The sequence below is a fragment of the Pseudarthrobacter sp. NamE2 genome, from assembly GCF_005796205.1.
Taxonomy (GTDB): Bacteria; Actinomycetota; Actinomycetes; order Actinomycetales; family Micrococcaceae; genus Arthrobacter.
The window spans coordinates 19,616-38,568 of the sequence record NZ_VAHN01000016.1; the positions used below are offsets into that span (position 1 = coordinate 19,616).

General features: G+C 66.9%; 21 protein-coding genes. 8 read left to right on the forward strand and 13 right to left on the reverse strand.

What is annotated here, in order from left to right:
* Positions 1 to 38 precede the first annotated feature (38 nt).
* From FDW83_RS16240 to serS, 3 genes are all read right to left on the reverse strand, one after another.
* Positions 39 to 623: a histidine phosphatase family protein gene (locus FDW83_RS16240; RefSeq protein WP_138139123.1), complete on the reverse strand. Its 585-nt coding sequence runs from the start codon at positions 621 to 623 to the stop codon at positions 39 to 41.
* A gap of 123 nt (positions 624 to 746) precedes the next feature.
* On the reverse strand, positions 747 to 1,604 hold the full coding sequence (locus FDW83_RS16245; RefSeq protein WP_138139124.1) for an HAD family hydrolase: 858 nt from the start codon (positions 1,602 to 1,604) through the stop codon (positions 747 to 749).
* Positions 1,605 to 1,760: 156 nt separating this feature from the next.
* Positions 1,761 to 3,041: a serine--tRNA ligase gene (gene serS, locus FDW83_RS16250; protein ID WP_138139125.1), complete on the reverse strand. Its 1,281-nt coding sequence runs from the start codon at positions 3,039 to 3,041 to the stop codon at positions 1,761 to 1,763.
* Between the two features lie 90 nt (positions 3,042 to 3,131).
* On the opposite strand from serS, the gene FDW83_RS16255 reads away from it, so the two are divergent.
* Positions 3,132 to 4,187 (forward strand): diacylglycerol kinase family protein, encoded by a 1,056-nt coding sequence (locus FDW83_RS16255; RefSeq protein WP_138139126.1) that lies wholly within the window; start codon positions 3,132 to 3,134, stop codon positions 4,185 to 4,187.
* A 100-nt stretch (positions 4,188 to 4,287) separates the two neighbouring features.
* On the opposite strand, the gene FDW83_RS16260 is transcribed toward FDW83_RS16255, so the two are convergent.
* The 3 genes from FDW83_RS16260 to FDW83_RS16270 form a co-directional block, all read right to left on the reverse strand.
* Positions 4,288 to 4,494 carry a hypothetical protein gene (locus tag FDW83_RS16260; protein WP_138139127.1) on the reverse strand — a complete coding sequence of 69 codons (207 nt, stop codon included), beginning with the start codon at positions 4,492 to 4,494 and terminating at the stop codon, positions 4,288 to 4,290.
* Between the two features lie 139 nt (positions 4,495 to 4,633).
* Positions 4,634 to 5,569, reverse strand: a complete 936-nt coding sequence (gene pheA / locus FDW83_RS16265; RefSeq protein ID WP_138139128.1) for a prephenate dehydratase — start codon at positions 5,567 to 5,569, stop codon at positions 4,634 to 4,636.
* The gene (locus FDW83_RS16270) at positions 5,569 to 5,895 is read right to left on the reverse strand and encodes a rhodanese-like domain-containing protein (protein ID WP_138139129.1); all 327 of its coding nucleotides are present in this window, start codon (positions 5,893 to 5,895) and stop codon (positions 5,569 to 5,571) included. The genes pheA and FDW83_RS16270 overlap by 1 nt, the downstream gene beginning before the upstream one ends.
* Positions 5,896 to 6,082: 187 nt before the next feature.
* Here FDW83_RS16270 and FDW83_RS16275 point away from each other — a divergent pair, with 187 nt between their 5' ends.
* From FDW83_RS16275 to FDW83_RS16290, 4 genes are all read left to right on the forward strand, one after another.
* Entirely contained in the window at positions 6,083 to 7,489 is a 1,407-nt protein-coding gene (locus FDW83_RS16275) for an amidase (RefSeq protein ID WP_138139130.1), read from the forward strand.
* A 124-nt stretch (positions 7,490 to 7,613) separates the two neighbouring features.
* A complete protein-coding gene (locus FDW83_RS16280) occupies positions 7,614 to 7,841 on the forward strand; it encodes a hypothetical protein (protein WP_138139131.1) in 228 nt (75 codons plus the stop codon).
* A 108-nt stretch (positions 7,842 to 7,949) separates the two neighbouring features.
* Positions 7,950 to 8,153 (forward strand): hypothetical protein, encoded by a 204-nt coding sequence (locus tag FDW83_RS16285; RefSeq protein ID WP_138139132.1) that lies wholly within the window; start codon positions 7,950 to 7,952, stop codon positions 8,151 to 8,153.
* 303 nt (positions 8,154 to 8,456) lie between these two features.
* A complete protein-coding gene (locus FDW83_RS16290; RefSeq protein WP_138139133.1) occupies positions 8,457 to 8,873 on the forward strand; it encodes a lipopolysaccharide assembly LapA domain-containing protein in 417 nt (138 codons plus the stop codon).
* Between the two features lie 145 nt (positions 8,874 to 9,018).
* Here the strand turns inward: FDW83_RS16290 and FDW83_RS16295 are convergent, their stop codons facing one another.
* Positions 9,019 to 9,558 carry a DUF4190 domain-containing protein gene (locus tag FDW83_RS16295; RefSeq protein WP_138139134.1) on the reverse strand — a complete coding sequence of 180 codons (540 nt, stop codon included), beginning with the start codon at positions 9,556 to 9,558 and terminating at the stop codon, positions 9,019 to 9,021.
* Positions 9,559 to 9,615: 57 nt separating this feature from the next.
* A complete protein-coding gene (locus FDW83_RS16300; protein WP_138139178.1) occupies positions 9,616 to 10,188 on the reverse strand; it encodes a LysE/ArgO family amino acid transporter in 573 nt (190 codons plus the stop codon).
* A gap of 93 nt (positions 10,189 to 10,281) precedes the next feature.
* Here FDW83_RS16300 and FDW83_RS16305 point away from each other — a divergent pair, with 93 nt between their 5' ends.
* Positions 10,282 to 11,193 (forward strand): LysR family transcriptional regulator ArgP, encoded by a 912-nt coding sequence (locus FDW83_RS16305; protein WP_138139135.1) that lies wholly within the window; start codon positions 10,282 to 10,284, stop codon positions 11,191 to 11,193.
* Here FDW83_RS16305 and FDW83_RS16310 read toward each other — a convergent pair.
* Complete coding sequence (locus tag FDW83_RS16310; protein WP_138139136.1) at positions 11,153 to 12,241, reverse strand: nuclease-related domain-containing protein; 1,089 nt, start codon at positions 12,239 to 12,241, stop codon at positions 11,153 to 11,155. The two genes, FDW83_RS16305 and FDW83_RS16310, sit on opposite strands and share 41 nt — an antisense overlap.
* 250 nt (positions 12,242 to 12,491) lie before the next feature.
* On the opposite strand from FDW83_RS16310, the gene pgm reads away from it, so the two are divergent.
* Positions 12,492 to 14,144, forward strand: coding sequence for a phosphoglucomutase (alpha-D-glucose-1,6-bisphosphate-dependent) (pgm, locus tag FDW83_RS16315; protein ID WP_138139137.1), 1,653 nt, complete (start codon positions 12,492 to 12,494; stop codon positions 14,142 to 14,144).
* On the opposite strand, the gene FDW83_RS16320 is transcribed toward pgm, so the two are convergent.
* Both FDW83_RS16320 and FDW83_RS16325 read right to left on the reverse strand, forming a co-directional pair.
* The gene (locus tag FDW83_RS16320; protein WP_138139179.1) at positions 14,141 to 14,656 is read right to left on the reverse strand and encodes a 2'-5' RNA ligase family protein; all 516 of its coding nucleotides are present in this window, start codon (positions 14,654 to 14,656) and stop codon (positions 14,141 to 14,143) included. The two genes, pgm and FDW83_RS16320, sit on opposite strands and share 4 nt — an antisense overlap.
* Before the next feature lie 179 nt (positions 14,657 to 14,835).
* Positions 14,836 to 15,441, reverse strand: a complete 606-nt coding sequence (locus tag FDW83_RS16325) for a malonic semialdehyde reductase (RefSeq protein ID WP_138139138.1) — start codon at positions 15,439 to 15,441, stop codon at positions 14,836 to 14,838.
* A gap of 200 nt (positions 15,442 to 15,641) precedes the next feature.
* Here FDW83_RS16325 and FDW83_RS16330 point away from each other — a divergent pair, with 200 nt between their 5' ends.
* A complete protein-coding gene (locus tag FDW83_RS16330; RefSeq protein ID WP_138139139.1) occupies positions 15,642 to 16,994 on the forward strand; it encodes a uracil-xanthine permease family protein in 1,353 nt (450 codons plus the stop codon).
* Positions 16,995 to 17,006: 12 nt separating this feature from the next.
* On the opposite strand, the gene FDW83_RS16335 is transcribed toward FDW83_RS16330, so the two are convergent.
* Both FDW83_RS16335 and FDW83_RS16340 read right to left on the reverse strand, forming a co-directional pair.
* Positions 17,007 to 17,897 (reverse strand): SGNH/GDSL hydrolase family protein, encoded by an 891-nt coding sequence (locus FDW83_RS16335; protein ID WP_138139140.1) that lies wholly within the window; start codon positions 17,895 to 17,897, stop codon positions 17,007 to 17,009.
* Positions 17,894 to 18,781 carry a GAF and ANTAR domain-containing protein gene (locus FDW83_RS16340; protein ID WP_138139141.1) on the reverse strand — a complete coding sequence of 296 codons (888 nt, stop codon included), beginning with the start codon at positions 18,779 to 18,781 and terminating at the stop codon, positions 17,894 to 17,896. Before FDW83_RS16340 ends, FDW83_RS16335 begins: the two co-directional genes overlap by 4 nt.
* Positions 18,782 to 18,953 lie beyond the last annotated feature (172 nt).

Genomic DNA, 18,953 nt, shown 5'->3' on the forward strand with positions numbered 1-18,953 from the left:
CGTCGACCGCCGTCGGGCGTTCAATAGCTTAGAAATTCTTAGCTGCTGGTCGCCGCCAGGACCGGTTCGCCGTTGAAGTACTCCAGCTGCCACCCGTCGATCGCGTGGTGGTGTGCGAGGTTGAGGACGGCGTTGTTCACGCTGGTGAGCGTCTCGCCGATGGCCCGGCTGAGGCTGACGCGGAGCAGCGTGCCATGCGTCACCACCAGGAGCCGCTGGCCGGAAAACTCCTCGGCGAGCGCCTCCAAAGCGGCAAGCCCGCGGAGTGCTGCCTCGTCCTCGCTCTCAGCGCCCTTGAACCCGCCAGGTTCGCGCAGTGCATCCAGCTCCGGGCCCGCCTGCATGCCTTCGGCGGGGCCGAAGCTCCGCTCGGTAAGTTCCGGTACCCGCCGGGATACGGTAAGCCCGAGGCCTTCGGCAATGATGTCCGCCGTTTCAGCTGCGCGGCTAAGCGGCGAGGAGACGATCGCGTCCCACTGGTACGGGGCAAGGACGGTGACGGCGTCACGCGCCTGGCCGCGGCCGACGTCGTTCAGCGGAATGTCAGTGGATCCCTGCAGCCGGCGCTCGGCGTTCCAGTCGGTCTGGCCATGGCGGACGAGGGCGAACGTCGTAAGGGTCATGGCTTCTATTCTGCCTTGACTGCGGGCGGAGTCCGGACCGGAGCCGCTTTCCTGGGTCAACTTGCCGCGGCCGCCAGATACAGCAACGCGCCGCCGGCTGGGCCGGGAGCATGCGGCGTGGGCTTAGAGGAGGCTGCGCAGCACATGGGCAGCGCCATCGTCGCACACTGAATGGGTGACTTCGTCGGCGGCGGCAACGACTTCCTCCGGTGCCTGGCCCATGGCCACGCCGCGGCCTGCCCAGCCCAGCATCTCGATGTCATTGCGGCCGTCGCCGATGGCCACGGTGAGGTCGGGGTCGATGCCCAGCTGGAGGCGCAGGTTCTCCAGGGCGCTGGCCTTGGTTACTCCGGCGGCGGCGATATCCAGCCATGCCGTCCAACCCACCGAGTACGTCACCCCGGCGAGGCCCACGTGTTCGATTGCCTCGTTGAATTCTTCCGGGGTGTTCTCGGCGCTGAACACCACCACGCGGACCGCCGTGGACTCAAGCATGGTGTTGAAATCAACACCCACGGCTTCGACACCGAAGCTCGCGTCCTGGAAGCGTTCGGTGGAGAGGAAGTTGCCGTCGGCGTCCTCCAGCGCGTACTTGGCGGAGGGAAGGCGTTCGCGGAGTGCGCGAAGGGCGGGCGCGGGATCGAAGGTGGCCTTGTGCATCACCTCGTAGCCGTTGTCCAGGTCCGGATGCAGGCGCAGGGTCACACCCCCGTTGCAGCAGACCGCGTAGCCGCGCTCGATGCCGATCTTTTCGATAATGGGGAGGGTTGCGTTGAGGGAACGGCCGGTGGCAATCATCACCTCGTGCCCGGCGGCGACCACAGCCTGCGCGGCTTCCCGGACGTTAGGGGACATGTGGCCATCGTGGTCCACCAGGGTGCCGTCCACGTCCAGGGCAATCATCAGTTGCTGGCCGTTGTTGTTGTGGTTGTCTCGCCGGTCATCGTTGCCGGCGACTGAGGTTTCAATCAGCGTTGTCATCCACACAGTGAACCAGACGTAACTGGCCTTCGCTAGGACACGCGCCACATATTTATTGAACGCTGCGTTAATACTCGGATCGTGCCCACACCTGGCTTGTCCGGGGACCAGGGCCATGAAGGCCCGGACCCGCGGACAAGCAGGCGGGCAGGAAGGCTACAGAACCGGCAGGACCTCAAGGCCGCCCAGGTACTTCTGCAGCGCCTTGGGTACGTTTACGGACCCGTCGGCGTTCTGGTGGTGCTCCAGCAGGGCAACGATCCAGCGGGTGGTGGCCAGGGTGCCGTTCAGGGTGGCCACGGACCGGGTGCCCTTGGCTGCGCCTTCTGCGTTTACCACGCGCTCACGGATGTTCAGGCGGCGGGCCTGGAAGGTGGTGCAGTTCGAGGTGGAGGTCAGTTCACGGTAGGCGCCCTGGGTGGGAACCCATGCCTCACAGTCGAACTTCCGGGCAGCGGAGGTGCCCAGATCCCCGGCAGCGGTGTCAATGACACGGTAGGGCAGCTCACACTTGGCCAGCATCTCCTCTTCCCACGCCAGCAGCCGCTGGTGCTCCGCGGCGGCCTCCTCAACGGTGGTGTAGATGAACATTTCCACCTTGTTGAACTGGTGCACGCGGATGATGCCGCGGGTGTCCTTGCCGTGCGATCCGGCCTCGCGGCGGTAGCAGGAGCTCTGGCCGGCGTAGCGGATGGGGCCGGCGGAGAAGTCGAGGATCTCGTCGGCGTGGTAGCCGGCCAGGGAAACCTCCGAGGTGCCCACAAGGTAAAGGTCGTCCTCCGCGAGGCGGTAGATCTCGGCGTCGTGCTTGACGTCGAAGCCTGTGCCCTGCATGGTCTCGGGACGCACCAAAGTGGGCGTGATCATCGGGATGAAGCCGGCCTCGATGGCCTGGTCCATGGCCATCTGCAGCAGCGCCATCTCCAGCCTGGCACCTGCGCCCCGGAGGAAGTAGAAGCGCGCGCCGGAGACCTTGGCGCCGCGTTCCATGTCGATCGCGCCGATCAACTCGCCGATCTCCAGGTGGTCGCGGGGCTCGAAGTCGGAAAATTCGCGCGGCGTGCCGACGGTCTTGACCACAACATAGTCGTCCTCGCCGCCTTCGGGAACGCCCTCCTCGATGAGGTTGGGGATGGTCCGCAGCAGTTCTTCCTGCTTGGTCTGCGCGGCATCGGCCTCGGCGGAAGCGGCCTTCACCAAGTTGGCAAGTTCCTTGACCTCTGCAAGCAGGGCCTGCTTCTCCTCGCCCTTGGCCTGCGCCACTTTCTTGCCGAACGCGTTCTGCTCCGCGCGCAGGTTCTCGAAACGGATCAGTGCAGCGCGGCGTGCGGAATCGGCAGAGATGATCGCGTCCACCACTGATTCGTCCGCGCCGCGGGCGCGCTGGCTGACACGGTACTTGTCCGGGTTTTCGCTGAGGTCTTTTACGTCGATCACCAGACAAGGGTATCCAAAACACGGCACGACGGCGGGCGACGCGGGTGCGCCGGGATGGCGCGGCTTCCGCCGGGCTACTGTGGAAGCACCATGAGCGACTGGATTCTCTACGTGCTGATCGGGGTGGCGCTTGCCTTCGCCATCTCCAGCTGGTGGGGCGTGCGCAAGCTCAAGGACCTGCATATGCGTAGTGCGGTGGCCGAAGATGCCCACGATTCCGGGCTCGCCGAGCAGCGCGTGGCAGTCATCCTGAATCCCGTAAAGGCACGCGCCCAGGAGGCGAAAGAGACCATCCAGCGCGCCTGCCTGGCCGCAGGCTGGGACGCACCGGCATTCTTCGAAACCACACTCGAGGATCCCGGCTTCTCCCAGATGCAGGCTGCTTTGGCAACCAAGCCCGATGTCGTCCTGGTGGGCGGCGGCGACGGTACCGTCCGGGTGGCGGCGGAGTCCCTCGCGCACACCGGAGTGGCGATGGGCCTTATCCCGCTCGGAACAGGCAACCTGCTGGCCCGGAACGTGGAGCTGGACGTCAACGATCTCCACGGCAATGTCCAGACGGCGCTGTTCGGACGGCAGCGCTTCATCGACACGGCCCGTATGGGGATCCACAATTCGCGGACCGGGCATTCATCGGAGCACGTATTCCTGGTGATTGCGGGAATCGGTATGGATGCCGAGGTGCTGGCGGACACCAACGCCGGCCTGAAAAAGGCCGTGGGCTGGCTCGCCTACACGGAAGCCGGGATGCGGCACCTGCCCGGCCGGCGCAAGAAGATCTCCATCTCGCTGGATGGCAGCCCGGAGCAGGTGAGGAACATCCGCAGCGTGCTTTTCGCCAACTGCGGCCTGGTTCCCGGCGGAATCGACTTCATTCCGCAGGCCATGATTGACGACGGCATGCTGGACGTGGTGGTGATGAGCCCGCGCAGCGCCTTGGGCTGGCTGCTGATGTATGTGAAGGTCCTCTTCAAGCACAGCGGAAAGCTGCCCGTCATGACCGTGTACAGGTCAGGACGGGTGGTCATCAAGTGCCCCGAGCCGATGCCCACGCAGCTCGACGGCGACACGTCAGGCGAGGCCACCCGGCTCACCGTCCAGGTTGATCCCCGGTCGCTGCTGGTCAGGGTCAAGGGCGGACTTTAAGCACAACGCCGGCAGCCGGCTGAGTGCGCCGGTTCCGGTGCTGTCGGTTAAGTAGGATCGGGGTTGCGTATGCGGCGGAGGCTTGAGCGGGGTGCGGCGGTCAGGCGTTGGCTTCCTTGGCAGCCTGGGCTGCTGCCTTTGCGGCAGCGCGGGCCTCGGACTGCTCGCGGATCATCGCCTGTTCCTCTTCGAAGCGCAGGCGGTCAGCACGGTCTGCCTCGTCGCCGTCCCAGTCCTGGTTGTCGGCGGTGGGCCTGGGGTTGACGATCATCCCCTGGCCGTCGTTGTCGCTGCTGCTGGCAGTCATGACCCGCTCCCTTCGCTAGGGGCCATCCCCCATGTGGATCAAGTAAGCATACGCACTGTCCACACCCCCGGGAAATACCCGGAAGGGCATTTGCCTACGCTGTGGGCGAAGCGGCGGAAGCGCTTTCCCTTCTGGCGGATCAGGGCCCCAGAATGGCGCCCACCCAAGCCTTTGCTGCCGCAAATGCCTGGTCGGACGTATGCGTTTCCACCACCGTTTCCAGCCGGTCCGCACGGGGGTAGGAGCCCAGGAAGCGTGTGTCCGGGCTGATGCGGTGCAGGCCGGCCAGGGCGTCCGCCACCCGGGCATCCCGCACGTGCCCGTCGGCGTCGATGCTGAAGAAGTAGTGGCCCAGGTATTGTCCGGTGGGCCGGGATTCGATCCGGCTGAGGTTCACGCCGCGGCTGGCGAACTGGTCCAGGATCTCCATCAGCGCGCCGGGCCGGTCCCGGGGAAGCGGGACCACCACGGTTGTCTTGTCCGCGCCCGTCCGCTCCGGCAGCTGACCGGGCCTGCTGACCAGGATGAAGCGGGTGACTGCGCCAGGGTTGTCCCCGATGTTCCCGGCAAGGACCGAGAAGCCGGGCTGTTCGCGGGCCACCAGCGGGGCACAAATCGCGGCGTCATAGTGGCAGTCATCCTCGAGTAGCCCCAGGGCGGCCGCGGCGGTGGAAGATCCGGGCACGTATTCCGCATCGGGAATGTTCTGGTCCATCCACAGCCGGCACTGCGCCCATGCATGCCCGTGCGTAGATACTCTCCGCACTTCACCCAACTGCACGCCGGGCCGCGCCACCAGCACAAAGCTGACGGGCACCAGGACCTCCCGGACAATCCGCAGTTCCTTCCCGCCGGCGATGGCGTCGAGGGTGGCAGTCACACCACCCTCCACCGAGTTCTCGATGGGAACCATGGCGGCGTCGGCTGACTCCGCGCGCACCATGTCCAGGGCGGCGTTGACGTTGGACGCCGGGATCCGGGTAGCCTCATCGGCGTCCGGCACCTGCATCAGCGCGGCTTCGGTGAAGGTTCCTTCCGGGCCGAGGAACGCGTACGTGCGGGAGGGGGCGTGCATTAAAGAACGATCGGCTTGAGCCCGTTGTCCGAGACGAGGGGCTTGCCGAGTTCGAGCCACTGGTCCATGCCGCCGGCCACGTTGATGGCCGTGTAGCCCTGGCCGGTGAGCCATTGCGCCACGCGGAAGGAGCGGCCGCCGGTCCTGCAGACGATGTAGAGGTCCTCATCCGGATCCAGCTCCTCGAGCCGGGGCGGAATCTGGTCCATGGGGATATGCACTGCGCCTTCGGCGTGCCCGGCCACCCATTCGTAGTCCTCCCGGACGTCAAGGATGACGGCATCCTCGGGGATGTCGCGGACGGGAACGGTATCGAAATCACTCATGGAAAATCCTGTCGTGGCGGAGCGGAGTCAGCTTTAAGCCTAGTGCTTCCTTCGCGGGGAGGTCCGGGCAGTCGGGGTACCCTTCTAGGACAGCGAAGCTTCCAGGAGACTGACGGAGGACCCTTGCCCGCAGTGCAACCCGACGTCCAATCCGGCACCGGCCAGGAGCCCGGGAAGCAGCAGCACCGTGGCTGAGCTCCACGAACTTTCTGCCGTGGAGCTGCGTGACTGCCTGCGTCAGGGCGAGGTGTCCGCTCTCGATGTCATGCGCCACTTCCTTGCGCGGATCGGGCAGCTCAACCCCCTGCTGGGCGCGTTTGTCACCGTGACGGCGGACCAGGCCCTGGCCGAGTCGCGGGCCGTGGACGTCCGGCGGGCCCGGGCTTCAGCGGACCAGCTCCCCCTCCTGCACGGCATGCCCCTGGCCTTCAAGGACCTTGCGGACGTGGCAGGCGTGGTGACCACTCACGGCAGCGCCGCCCTTGACCACAAACCCGCCCCTGCCGACGCACCGTTGGTGGCTGCGCTCCGGGAAACCGGGGCCGTCACGCTCGGAAAAACGCAGGTGCCCGAATTCGGACTGACGGCCTATAGCGAAAACCGGATCGCGCCGCCGTCGCGCAATCCCCACGCTCCCAGCAGGAGCTCCGGTGGCTCTTCAGGAGGCAGCGCCGCCGCAGTAGCGGCGGGCATGCTCCCCTTCGCGCCCGGGTCCGACGGCGGCGGTTCAATCCGAATCCCGGCGGCGGCCTGTGGGCTGGTCGGGCTCAAACCGGGCCGGGGCGTGGTCCCCGCCGGGGAAAGCCAGGGCGACCCCGCCCGGCTGGTGGTCCCTGGTCCCCTGGCGCGCAACGCCGCCGATGCCGCGCTGTTGATGGACGCCATGGTTCCGGGCGGGAGCTATCTGCAGGACCTGGGCCGGGAGCCGCGCCCACTGCGGATCGGGCTCACACTGGACAGCCCCTGGTCCGGCACCTTTCCGTTCACGCCTGAGCAGGAAGCCCTGGACGCCCTGGAAACCGGCAGGAACCTTTTGGAGCACGCCGGCCACTCTGTCCATGAGGCAGCCATTCGCTACGACAACCGGTACCCGGAGGCGTTCACCACGGCCTGGACCGCCGGCGTGGGCACCGCCAGGATCAGCCCGCAGCGTGAGCCGCTGCTGGCCCCGCTGACCAGGACTTTCCGGCGCCGCGCGCAGCAGCGAAGCGCCGCCAAGCTGGCGGAATCACTGGCGTTCCTGCGGCAGTTCCAGCAGGACACGGTGGCCCAGTACGGGCAGTGGGACCTGATGCTGATGCCGGCCCTGGCTCAGACTCCGCGGCCGGTGGGCTGGTTCACCGGCACCGGCCATGGAGACGGGCTCTGGCCCGCCACGCAATGGCCGGGCGACGCCGACGGCGACTACCGGAAACAGTGCGAGTTCGCGCCGTGGTCCTCAATGGTCAACGTGTGCGGGCTGCCCGCGATCACCGTTCCGGTGCACTGGACCGCCGGAGCGGCGGGCAGCGGACTGCCGATGGGGATCCAGCTGGTGGGGCCGTCCAATTCAGAGCGCCTGCTGCTGCAGGTGGCGCACCAGCTGGGCTTCTAGCCGGGGCGTGTTGACCTGTTCCTAACGCGCGCTTTACCCTCCTGTAACCGGGCCGGAGCAGACTCTTAAAGGCGTCACCCAATGCATCTTCCACCCGGCCAATGCTCAAAGAGGAGTTGCCGTAATGAACGCTGAACATCCCTCCGCCACCTCCGGCGAAGCTCTCATTAATGGCGGGGGTTCCCGGCCGGACGTGAGCAATCCGAATGTCCGGGAGGACGTGGCCCAGGCAGGGCGCTGCGCCCTGGTGCATCTCCCCACCGGCAGGACCTGCCTCCTTCCGCTCCGCCATCAGGGCCCGTGTGACTTCCACGGCCCGCAGGAGGCCGAGTCGGTGGCGGGCTCGCGGTAACACCACACCCGGGGACAGGCCCTCGGAACACCGCAATCTGCCCGAAGATATCGACTCCCTGACCGATCAGGAGGACGATTAAAGGGCAGTCACTTAAGGAGGTCTGTGATGTGCTACGGATACAGCAAGGACTTCGGGTGGGGCTACAAGAAGGAAGCCGAACGTAAGCCTGAAGCCGAGCAGGAAACCCCGGTGGAAACTCCGGAACCACGCGTTGAGGGACAGGACTACACGTTCTGGGCTTTCCCGAGCTGGCGCCGGACGCCCACGCCCCGCACCCCTTCAGCTGAACGGAGCAAGGAGAGGGTGTGACCCGGGCCGGGTTTCTGGAAGGGTCTCCGCAGGAGGCCCTTCCGCCTTGTCTGGCAATTGCAACGGGCCTTCGGTCGTTGCTTCGGCGGGAAGATTAAGGCATGCAGGAGCACTACGTACATGCGGCCAACCTCAGCATGATTGACGACGGCGACAGCGCGCCCCCGAGGGGGTGGGCGGCGAAGCGGGTCCACGCCGGAGACCTTATTGCCCGGAACGCAACCGCCACCTGTTGTGCTGCTGCAAATCGCGACGCTAGGGTTGCGTGGTAAGCATGCTTAGCATTTACGGAAGGGGATGACCATGAGCGCTGGACAGCAAACGCCGGGATCCGACGGGCGGCAGGAGCCGGGAGCCGGAACGCCCCCGGCCGGCCAGGCAGCGGACGGCTACAGCAATGCACCCTCCTACTCGTCCGGCGCACCCGGGCCAAGCCCCGCTGCCGGCGGCAGCGGGGAGCGGCAGGTCACCCGGACAGGTGTCATCTGGGCCGCCGTCGTGGCCGCGCTGGTGCTGCTGATCCTGCTGATTATCTTCATCCTGCAAAACCAGGAGCTTGTCCTGGTGAAGTTCCTGGGCCTCGAAGGTGCCGTCCCGCTGGGGATGGCACTGTTCATTGCCAGCGTCACGGGCGGGGTCCTGGTGGCCGCGGCCGGCGGCGCCCGGATCCTGCAGCTGCGCAGGAACGCGCACCGGGCACGGGCAGGACAGCGCCGCTAGCGCGTACTGGAGCGCTGCGCCTAGCGGACGGGTGAGGTTGACACCCACGGGACACGCGGGGCTGCCTGATTTTCCCGACGGCGGCGCGCACACTCGATTCCCTATCACTTTTGGGAACCAAAAGTGATAGGGAATCGAGTGTTAGTTAAAAGGTGTATGTGGAGGTGGAGCCGGCGTAGGCGAGCCCGATGATGAGCAGGAGCCAGAACGCCCCGTAGCCGAGCAGGCACAGGTACCCCAGGACCAGGCCGGTGATGGACATGCCCCTTCCGGACGGCTCGCGCCGCAGTGCCATGTGTCCCGTGATGACCGCGGCGATCTGGGGCAGCATCAGCCAGCCCATGATCACGGACGCGATGCCGCAGACCATGCTGGCGATGCTGAGGGTCTTCGGCTGCGCGGGCGCCCCGTAATAGGCCTGTTGCCCATAGGGACTGTACGGCTGGCCGTAGGGCGGCTGCTGTCCATAGGCCTGCTGCTGCCCGAACTGGCTGTACTGGTTGCCAGGCTGGCTTTCCTGGCTGTGTGCGTCCTGGCCGTAAGCGGGGGCCGGCGTTCCGGAGCCGTAGGGCGGCACGAAGCGGGGCGGTTCGTAGCCCGACGGCGGCACACCAGGCGCGGAGTCATGGTTCCTGGCGGACTCAGGCCACTGCGGATCACGGCGCTGGGAAGACTGGTCAGTCATGGTTTTCCCCCTGGAATTTTAGGTCCAGCCTAGCGCCTGCCGCGGGTTTGGTGCCGGTCACTGCAGGATGAGCTTGACCGCCAGGCTGAGCATGATGACACCGATGGCCAGGTCCACCAGGCACCAGGTCCGGGGTCTGGCCAGGACACCTGCCAAGGCGCGGGCACCATAACCAAGGGCCGAGAACCAGAGCACGCTTGCGGCGACGGCACCGCCGGCGAAAACCCACCGGAGGTCCTGCCCCTGCTGGTTGGCGAGGCTGCCCAGAAGGACCACGGTGTCGAGGTAGACGTGGGGGTTGAGGAAGGTCAGGGCGGCGGTGCTGGCGATCACCGAGCTCTTTGACCTCGGCTCGCTTTGGGCGAGTGCGGACGGCCTCACGGCAGCCACAAAGGACCTGGCCGCAAACCACACCAGGTAGGCCACGCCGCCCCACCGCAGGACCTCCAGGACTTCGGGAAACCTGGTGACCAGGGCGCCGATACCGGCGGTCCCGCCGAGTATCAGGGCGGCATCTCCCGCCATGCACACGGCAACCACTGCTCCGACGTGTTCCCGGCGGATGCCCTGCCGCAGCACAAAGGCGTTCTGCGCGCCAATAGCCACGATCAGCGCCAGTCCGGACAGCATGCCGGTCATCCCTGTCATCCACACGCCTCCGACGGTACGGAAGGGAAGGGGTGAAGACAAACGATTGTTTTTAGTCCCCATTAGGATTCCTTCATAAACTTCGAACACCTTCGCGCCCTCGCGGCGGTCATCGACGAAGGGACCTTCGAGGCTGCGGCCGATCTCCTGCGGCTCACACCGTCGGCCATTAGCCAGCGGACCAAGGCGCTGGAGGCCTCAACCGGCCAGGTCCTGGTCCGGCGCCGGGTGCCCTGCGCCGCCACCGACGCCGGCATGGTGCTGCTCCGCATGGCACGCCAGGTGCAGGTCCTCGAAGCGGAAGCCGCAGCGGCGCTGGGCAGCGGCACCGCCTCCCGCGCCGTCATGCCGGTGGCCGTCAACGCGGATTCGCTTGCTACCTGGTTCGTCCCGGTCCTGGCTGTTGCTGCAGGGTGGACGGACACCATGCTGGACCTGCACGTCGAGGACCAGGGCTTCAGCAGCCAGCTCTTGCGGCAGGGAGACGTCATGGGCGCGGTGACCTCCGATCCCGTCCCGGTGAACGGCTGCCGCGTGGAGCTGCTGGGCCATATGCGCTACATCCCGGTGGCCTCCGCGGCACTCCACCGGCGCTTCGCAGGCCGGAACAGCGTGGACTGGGAAGGCATGCCGGTGCTGAAGTTCAACGCGAAAGACACCCTTCAACGGGAACTGCTCGCGGCAAAAGGGGTGGAGCAGTCCCCGCCCACGCATACGGTCCCCTCGTCGGAAGGGTTCCTGGCCGCCGTCAGGGCGGGACTGGGCTGGGGCATGCTCCCGGAACTGCAGCTAGGTGAGGAACTGGCCACGGGTTCCCTGGTGCTGCTGGAGGAGGACATGCACGAGGATGTCCCGCTGTACTGGCAGTCCTGGACGCTCGACTCAGAGCGGCTTCACCGCGCCAGCGCCGCCGTCCGGGACGCAAGCCGCGGACGGCTGCGCGGACCTACTGCGTCCAATATGGCAGGACGTACACCGCGAAGATGACGAAGGCGGCCAGCAGTGCCAGGCGTCCTGCGCTGGTTGCCCCGGGCTGGTGGGCCTTGGCGGCCCTGCCGTGCCGGGCCTCGCCCCCGTGCCGGGCAGCCGAAAGGTGCCGTGCCGCCGGATGCCGGGAGGTGCTTCCGCCACGGTTCCTCGACCCCCGGTGGGCTCCGGTTGGGCTTCCGGTGCGGCGGGCTGCCGGCGCGGCGGTGCCTTGGGTCCGGGCGCCCGAAGTCCCGGCCCTGCCAGCTTGTGCCCCTTCAGCCCCGGTTTCTTCAAGCCCGGCATCTTCAGGCCTGTCCTCTTCAGGCTTGGGAACTTCGGCTCCGGCATCTTTCGTCTGCGTCTCTTGGGCCCCTATATCTTCCGCCCGGGCATCTTCTGCGGGCCGGCCTCCGGGAGGCAGCCCTCCGGCGGGCCTGACAACGGTCCCTGCCGGAACGTTGCGGAAGGCCGTAATTCCGGGCTCCTGCTCATGCGTGAGCTCTTGGCCGAGGTACTCGTACAAATTCACCACGGCCTGCTGGTCCAGGACGGCCGGCAAGGACTCCACCGCACCCACCACGCGGTCCGCACCGGCAACAGCAACGTCCGAGCTGGTGATACCGAAGAGGTCGGGCTGCCCGGCCATGCAGATCAACGGGCGGACCAGCCGGCGGTACGGCGGCGCCATCACTGACGCCACGGCGGCGCACTGGGCCAGCGCGCCCTCCACCGCCTGGGTCCGCGCGTAGCGCCCCTGCCACAGCACGCCGGACGACACCCGCACCTCGCCAGTCCAGTTCTTGGCGTCCACCACCACGATGCCGCCGGGGCCCACGAGCACATGGTCGAGATTGGCCTTGGGCCGGCCCGGCCAGTGCACGTCGTGCAGCACATACCAGCCCCGCGGAACCAGTTGGCTGAGCTTGTCCGCCACGGTGCGCGCGCCGGCAGCCCCCGCGTCCCATGCCCTTGTGGAACGCTCGGCCTGGTCCAGCTGGCGCTTAAGCCGTGCCACCCTCTCAGCGGCCAGCCTGGACTGCTCGGCTGCTCCGTCTCCTGCCCCCATGGCTGCTCCCCGTCTTCCCTGCCCGGAACAACGACGGCGGCAGGCCGCCGTCGTGCTTTACCTGCGGATGTTTCTCCGGATTCCTCGAAAGTAACAGCGGGCCCAGGGGCCGGTATATAAGTACTTTCCGGGCGGGTACTCAGGTGCGGTACTTGGTTCTGGCCTGCTTTGAGGACACGGTCCTGACACAGGGACCGGTTTCTGGGCGAGGGTCGTTTGGACTCCTGCCAGGTTCTGGCATGCTGGTGCCATGGCTAGCCGCGCGGGCACAGTTGCCCTACCCCAGGACCTTGTTGACATCACTGCGCTCCTTGATGCGTACTACGACATCGCTCCGGACCTCGGTGATCCGGGCCAGCGCGTTGTGTTCGGTACATCCGGGCACCGCGGTTCCAGCCTCAAGGCGTCCTTCAACGAGAAGCACATTGTGGCCATCACCCAGGCCATTGTCGAGTACCGGGCCGCGCAGGGCGTCACCGGACCGCTGTTCCTGGCCAAGGATACGCACGCCCTCAGCGAGCCGGCCCAGAATTCCGCGCTGGAAGTGCTCGCGGCCAACGGCGTCCAGGTCCTGATCGACGCCCGCCACGGCTACACCCCTACCCCGGCCCTGAGCCATGCCATCCTTACGTACAACCGCAATGCCGGCCCAAGCGCGCCCCAGGCTGACGGCATCGTGATCACCCCCAGCCACAACCCGCCTGCGGACGGCGGCTTCAAGTACAACCCCCCGCACGGCGGACCGGCCGATTCCGATGCCACCGGCTGGATCGCCAACCGCGCCAATGAACTGCTCGAGAACGACCTCCGCGGCGTCAAGCGGGTGCAGTTGGCCGACGCTCTGGCCGCAGACACCACGGGCAAGTTCGACTTCCTCAGCAGCTACGTGGACGACCTCCCGTCCGTCCTCAACCTGGACGCCATCCGCGAAGCCGGCGTCCGGATCGGCGCCGACCCCATGGGCGGGGCCGCCGTGGATTACTGGGGCGAGATTGGCGAGCGGCATCAGCTGAACCTCACCGTGGTGAACCCCACCATCGATCCGCAGTGGGCCTTCATGACCCTGGACTGGGACGAAAAGATCCGGATGGACTGCTCGTCGCCGTCGGCAATGGCGTCGCTGATCAAGCGGATGTCGGACGGCGGGTCCGCCTTTGACGTGGCCACCGGCAACGACGCCGACGCCGACCGGCACGGCATCGTCACCCCCGACGGCGGGCTGATGAACCCCAACCACTACCTTGCCGTGGCCATCGACTACCTGTACCGCAACCGCAGCGGCTGGAACCCCGAATCCGTGGTGGGCAAGACCCTGGTCTCTTCCTCCATCATCGACCGGGTAGCGCAGAGCCTGGGCCGCAAGCTCGTGGAGGTGCCGGTGGGCTTCAAGTGGTTCGTTCCCGGCCTGCTCTCCGGCGAGGGCGCCTTTGGCGGCGAAGAATCCGCGGGTGCTTCCTTCAACAAGATGGACGGCAGTGTCTGGACCACCGACAAGGACGGCATCCTGCTGGCCCTGCTGGCTTCTGAAATCACCGCCGTCACGGGCAAGTCCCCGTCCCAGCTGTACAAGGGGCTGACGGACCAGTTCGGCGCTCCCGTCTACGCGCGCATCGATGCCGCCGCCACGAGGGAGCAGAAGGCGAAGCTGGGCAAGCTCTCCGCCGCGGACGTTACTGCAACGTCGCTGGCCGGTGAGGAGATCACTGCCAAACTGACCGAGGCGCCGGGCAACGGCGCGGCCATTGGCGGCCTCAAGGTGGTCACGGAGAACGCCTGGTTCGCCGCCCGCCCCTCCGGCACGGAAGACGTCTACAAGATCTACGCCGAGTCCTTCAAGGGCGAGGAGCACCTCAAGCAGGTGCAGGCCGAGGCCAAAGCACTGGTGGACGGCGTGATCGCCTAGCCGGCTTCCGGTGTCCGGCTCCAGAGCCGGAGGACGTGCCGGACGGTGTGGTCACCGTCCGGGGCCATGTCCACCAGGGCAATGCGGTCAAGCACGACGGCGTCTCCCGGGTTCAGCCGCTTGACGGTCCCTTCGCGGGTGGCGTGGTGGGAGACGTGCGGGCGGTAGCCGGACATTGTGTGGCGCGGGGTGAGGATCCGCCCGTCCGCCGCGGTCGCCGCTTCGACGAGCGCTTCATGCAGGGCCTGCAGCGCCGGATGCGGCTTTACCAGGCTGACGGCCACGGACCCGTTGCGGCCGAACGCTGCGTCCTCCCCCACCAGCAGGTGCGCACCCAAGGCCGCTTCAGCCGGGCCTCCAGCAAGGTCCGCCACGCGTTTGGTGGGGTCCGGGCTGTCCCGGCTTCCGGCGTCGAACCTCACCAGCGTGATGTGCAGCGGCCAGTCCGTGCGGAGGAATACCGCCCCGTCAGCCACAGGTTCGACGAACGCCACAAAGATGAGGTTCCGCATCGGCATAGGCCCAGTTTCCCACCGCCGCCCTTGAACGCAGACGCCCCATCACTTCCTGCGCCTTAAACTCAAACGCTCGCTCACGTTTCGGGCCCTTAGGCCGAACGCTCTCTCACCAGGTTTCTTCAAGGTGAAAGAGCGTTCGTACAAAAGTTGCCAAAAGTGAGAGAGCGTCTCGGTTAGACGGTGCGGACGACGTCCTCGTAGGCGAACTTCGGCTTGGCTTCGCCCCAGGCGTCCACACCGGGCCGGCCGATGTTGACCACCAGGAAGCTCTTCTGGTCGCCGGCCGGGAAGAACGCCTCGTCGACGGCGCCGAAGTCGGCGCCGGTCATCGGGCCGACGGCGAAACCGAGGGAGCGGACGGCCAGGATGAAGTATCCGGCCTGGAGGTGGGCGTTGTTGTTGCCGGTGGCGGCGGCCAGCCCGGGGTTGGCGTCGTACATGGCCTTGGGGGCGTTGTAGCCGGGGAGGAAGCTGTCCCACTGGCCGGCCCAGTCGGTGTCGTAGCTCAGGATGGCAACCAGCGGGGCAGAGGCGGTCTTGGCTCGGTTGCCCGGCATCAGGGCGTCCACAAGCTTGCCGCGGGCCTCGTCCGAGCGGACGTAGGTGACGCGCAGGGGCTGGGAGTTGAAGGCGGTGGGGCCGAACTTGGTGAGTTCGTAGATGGCCTGGGCCTGCTCCTCAGTCACCTCGCCGGTAAAGGAGTTGGCCGTACGGGCCTGGGCAAAGATGGCGTCGACGGCGGCCGGATCGATAACCGCTTCTTCATGGGCAATGGTCATTGGTTTACCTTTCGCTGCGCCTCCCCGCCAGCCGGGGCGGCCTCTTCGCTGTCCATACTTGCAACTTCAACTATCCCTGTCCTCTTCCCGTCAGGCAGGTGACGTTGGCCACAGCCGTTCCGGCGCAACGCTTGGCGGTATTCTGGTGGCAGCCCGTCTCCGCCCTCCGCGGCATCCCCCCTTTTTGAAAGGCCTCCGCCATGAGCATGCTCGGAACCAAGTGGAAGGTGCACGGCACCGGCAAGTCCATCAAGCCCGGCCACGTGGTGGCACCCGACGAGCGTCTGGCATGGCCGCTGACCATCGGCGTGGGCATGCAGCACGTGGTGGCCATGTTCGGCGCGACCTTCCTGGTGCCCATCATCACCGGCATGCCGCCGGCCACCACGCTGTTCTTCTCGGGCATTGGAACCCTGCTGTTCCTGGTGATCACCAAGGGCCGGGTACCCAGCTACCTCGGTTCCAGCTTCGCGTTCATCGCGCCCATCATGGCCTCCCAGCAGCAGTTCGGCGTGCCCGGTGCCCTGGGCGGTGTGGTCCTGGCCGGCGCCACGCTGGCACTGGTGGGCGCCATTGTGCAGAAGTTCGGCGCCGAGTGGATCAACCGGCTCATGCCGCCCATCGTCACCGGCGCCATCGTGGCGCTGATCGGCCTCAACCTTGCCCCCGCCGCCAAGCAGAACTTCGACGCCGCGCCCGTCACCGCCGTCGTCACCCTTGCCACCATCATCCTGACCAGCGTCCTGTTCCGCGGGATCCTGGGCCGGCTCAGCATCCTGGTGGGCGTAGTGGTGGGCTACCTGGTGGCCATGCTCCGCGGCGAGGTCAGCTACGAAAAGATGGACGCCGCGGCCTGGGTGGGGCTGCCCCATTTCCAGGCCCCCGAGTTCCACATCGGCATCCTGGGCCTGTTCGTGCCCGTGGTCCTGGTGCTGGTGGCGGAGAACATCGGCCACGTAAAGTCCGTGGCGGCCATGACCGGGCAAAACCTCGACGGCGTCTCCGGACGCGCGCTGATGGCTGACGGCGCCGCAACGGTGCTGGCCGGTGCGGGCGGAGGCTCGGGCACCACCACCTACGCCGAGAACATCGGCGTCATGGCGGCCACCAAGGTCTATTCGACGGCGGCATACTGGGTGGCGGGCATCTTCGCCATCCTGCTCAGCTTCTCCCCCAAGTTCGGCGAACTTATCGCCACCGTCCCGCCAGGCGTGCTGGGCGGCGCGGCCACCATGCTGTACGGCATGATCGGCATCCTCGGCGTGAAGATCTGGGTGCAGAACAAGGTGAACTTCTCCAACCCGGTCAACCTGACCACGGCCGCCGTGGCGCTCATCATCGGCATCGCGGATTACACCTGGACCATCGGCGAGCTGACCTTCACCGGCATCGCCCTGGGTTCAGCAGCGGCGCTGGTGATCTACCACGGCATGGCGGCCATCGCGAAGGCCCGGGGAACGGTGGCGGAGCCCGAAACCGAGCAGGGCGGCCTGCCGCCTGCTGCCAAGGCGGCCATGAACGTGGCTGCCAAACGCACCCCAAAGAAGCGCTAGCGTCCCGGACGGTCAGGCCACCTCGCCCGTGCCAGTCCCGGCTTCCGGCGCGGGAGGAGTGACTGACGGGAAGCGCTCCCGCCGGTCACGCACGACGACGGGTCCCGGCTTGGGCCGCTTGGCCGCCAGCAGTTCCTCCGGGCCGTGCGGCAAAAACCGCCGCACCATCCAGGGGAACAGGTACTGCCGCGCCCAGGCCAGGTCTTCAACCCGCGCCTGCGTCCAGCCGTGCGCGGGCATGGGCCGCGGCTGCAGGGGCTCGAGGCTGTGTGGCACCTCCAGCGCGTCCAGGGCGGCGACGGCAACGGCATGGTGGCCCAGGGGTGACAGGTGCAGCCGGTCCGGGTCCCACATCCGCGCGTCCTGCAGTTCCGGCAGGCACCACAGGTCCACCATAGTCACGTGGTGCCGCAGTGCGATCTTGTGCAGGTGCTCGTTGTAGATGGCTATCCTGCCCCGGATCTGGCTGAACACGGGGATGCCGCCCCAGTCAGGTCCGGCGAACAGGAGCACTGTGGCGCCGGTGGCTGCCAGCGTTTCCACTGCCCGGTCCATTTTGACGGCCAGTTTGTCCGGATGCCCGCGGTGGAAGATTATGTCGTTTCCGCCGCCGGACATGGCCACCAGGTCCGGCTTCAGCGCGAGCGCGGGAGCGAGCTGCCGGTCCAGGATCTGCTGCAGCAGCAGTCCCCGAATGGCCAGGTTCGCGTAAGCAAAGTCGGGCACGCCGGTACTGAGTTCCTCGGCGAACCGGTCAGCCCAGCCCCGGAGTCCGCCCAGGCTGCGCGGATGAGGGTCGCCCACTCCTTCCGTGTATGAATCTCCCAGTGCCACAAACCGGCGCCAGGGGTGCCCGCCCCCTGTTGCCTCGCCTTCGCGCAGGTTCTCTTGTTCGGTTGTCATGCCGTCCTCCTTCGCGCAGTTGTTCGCGGGCGCTGCTCCTTTGCAGTACCCTCCGTGGGCGGCGTCTGGAACTGTTGGTCAACCTCTGACGGCGCCAGCAGGCGGAAGTCCTCCACGCCGTCGGGCGGTTCCTGCCGGAGCCCGGAAGCCGTCGCGACGGTGCGCTCCACATTGGCACCGGGCGCGACCACGTTCAGTGCCGCGTCGCGCAGGTCCAACTCGTGGTGCATTGCCTGCGTCTGCAGGAACCGCAGGGCACCCTCGCGGGTGAGGCCGTATTCGTTCATCAGGCTGCGGACCGCCAGGTCCACCAGGACAAGGGAGCTTTGCACCACGGCGATTCCCGCCGTCGCCTCCGCGCGCTCGGCGACCCGCACCACAACCCGCAGGGCGCGGGACACCTGTTGCACGTAGCTGCGGCTTCTCACGAGGTCGTCGCTGGTGAAGGTGTGGGGCTGGCCCGCGTACAGGTTGATGGCGGCGCTTGTTCCGCCCTCGGAGACAATGGGCGCGGACAGGAGCGACTGCACGCCATGGCTGGCGGCGGCGCTGGAGTAACCTGGCCAACGCCGGTCCCGGCTGAGGTCGGACAGCAGGACGAATTCGCCCGTCCGGAACGCTTCCATCACCGGCCCGTCGGCGAAGGAGCACTGCTCCCGGTCCGCCTCGCGGGCCTGGTCCGTGCTGGCCGCAAGCGTGTGCGCCTTGCCCAGGCGGAAAAGGGTGGCAGCCCAGGCGATACCGCGGTGTTCACCCTTGATATCCGTCATGAAGTCGCGGGTGACTTCCCAGAGGTAGTCTCCAACATCCTTGCTGTCGAAAACCGGCTCCGGTGGCATTGGAAGAGGTCCCCAGCCAACCTGCCCCGAGGGATCAGCGGCCATTCTTCACGCCTTGATTGAAGCGCTCCGGCCTACTGCAAAACCTTGCTCTTAGAATACTTCGCAGATGTGCCCCGGTGGTGCGATCTGCCGGATTGGTGCGGTACCGTAACCCCCTATTCTGGATCGGTGACAATCACCCACTAGTTCCGGTCCCCACGCGCGCGGGCCTGTT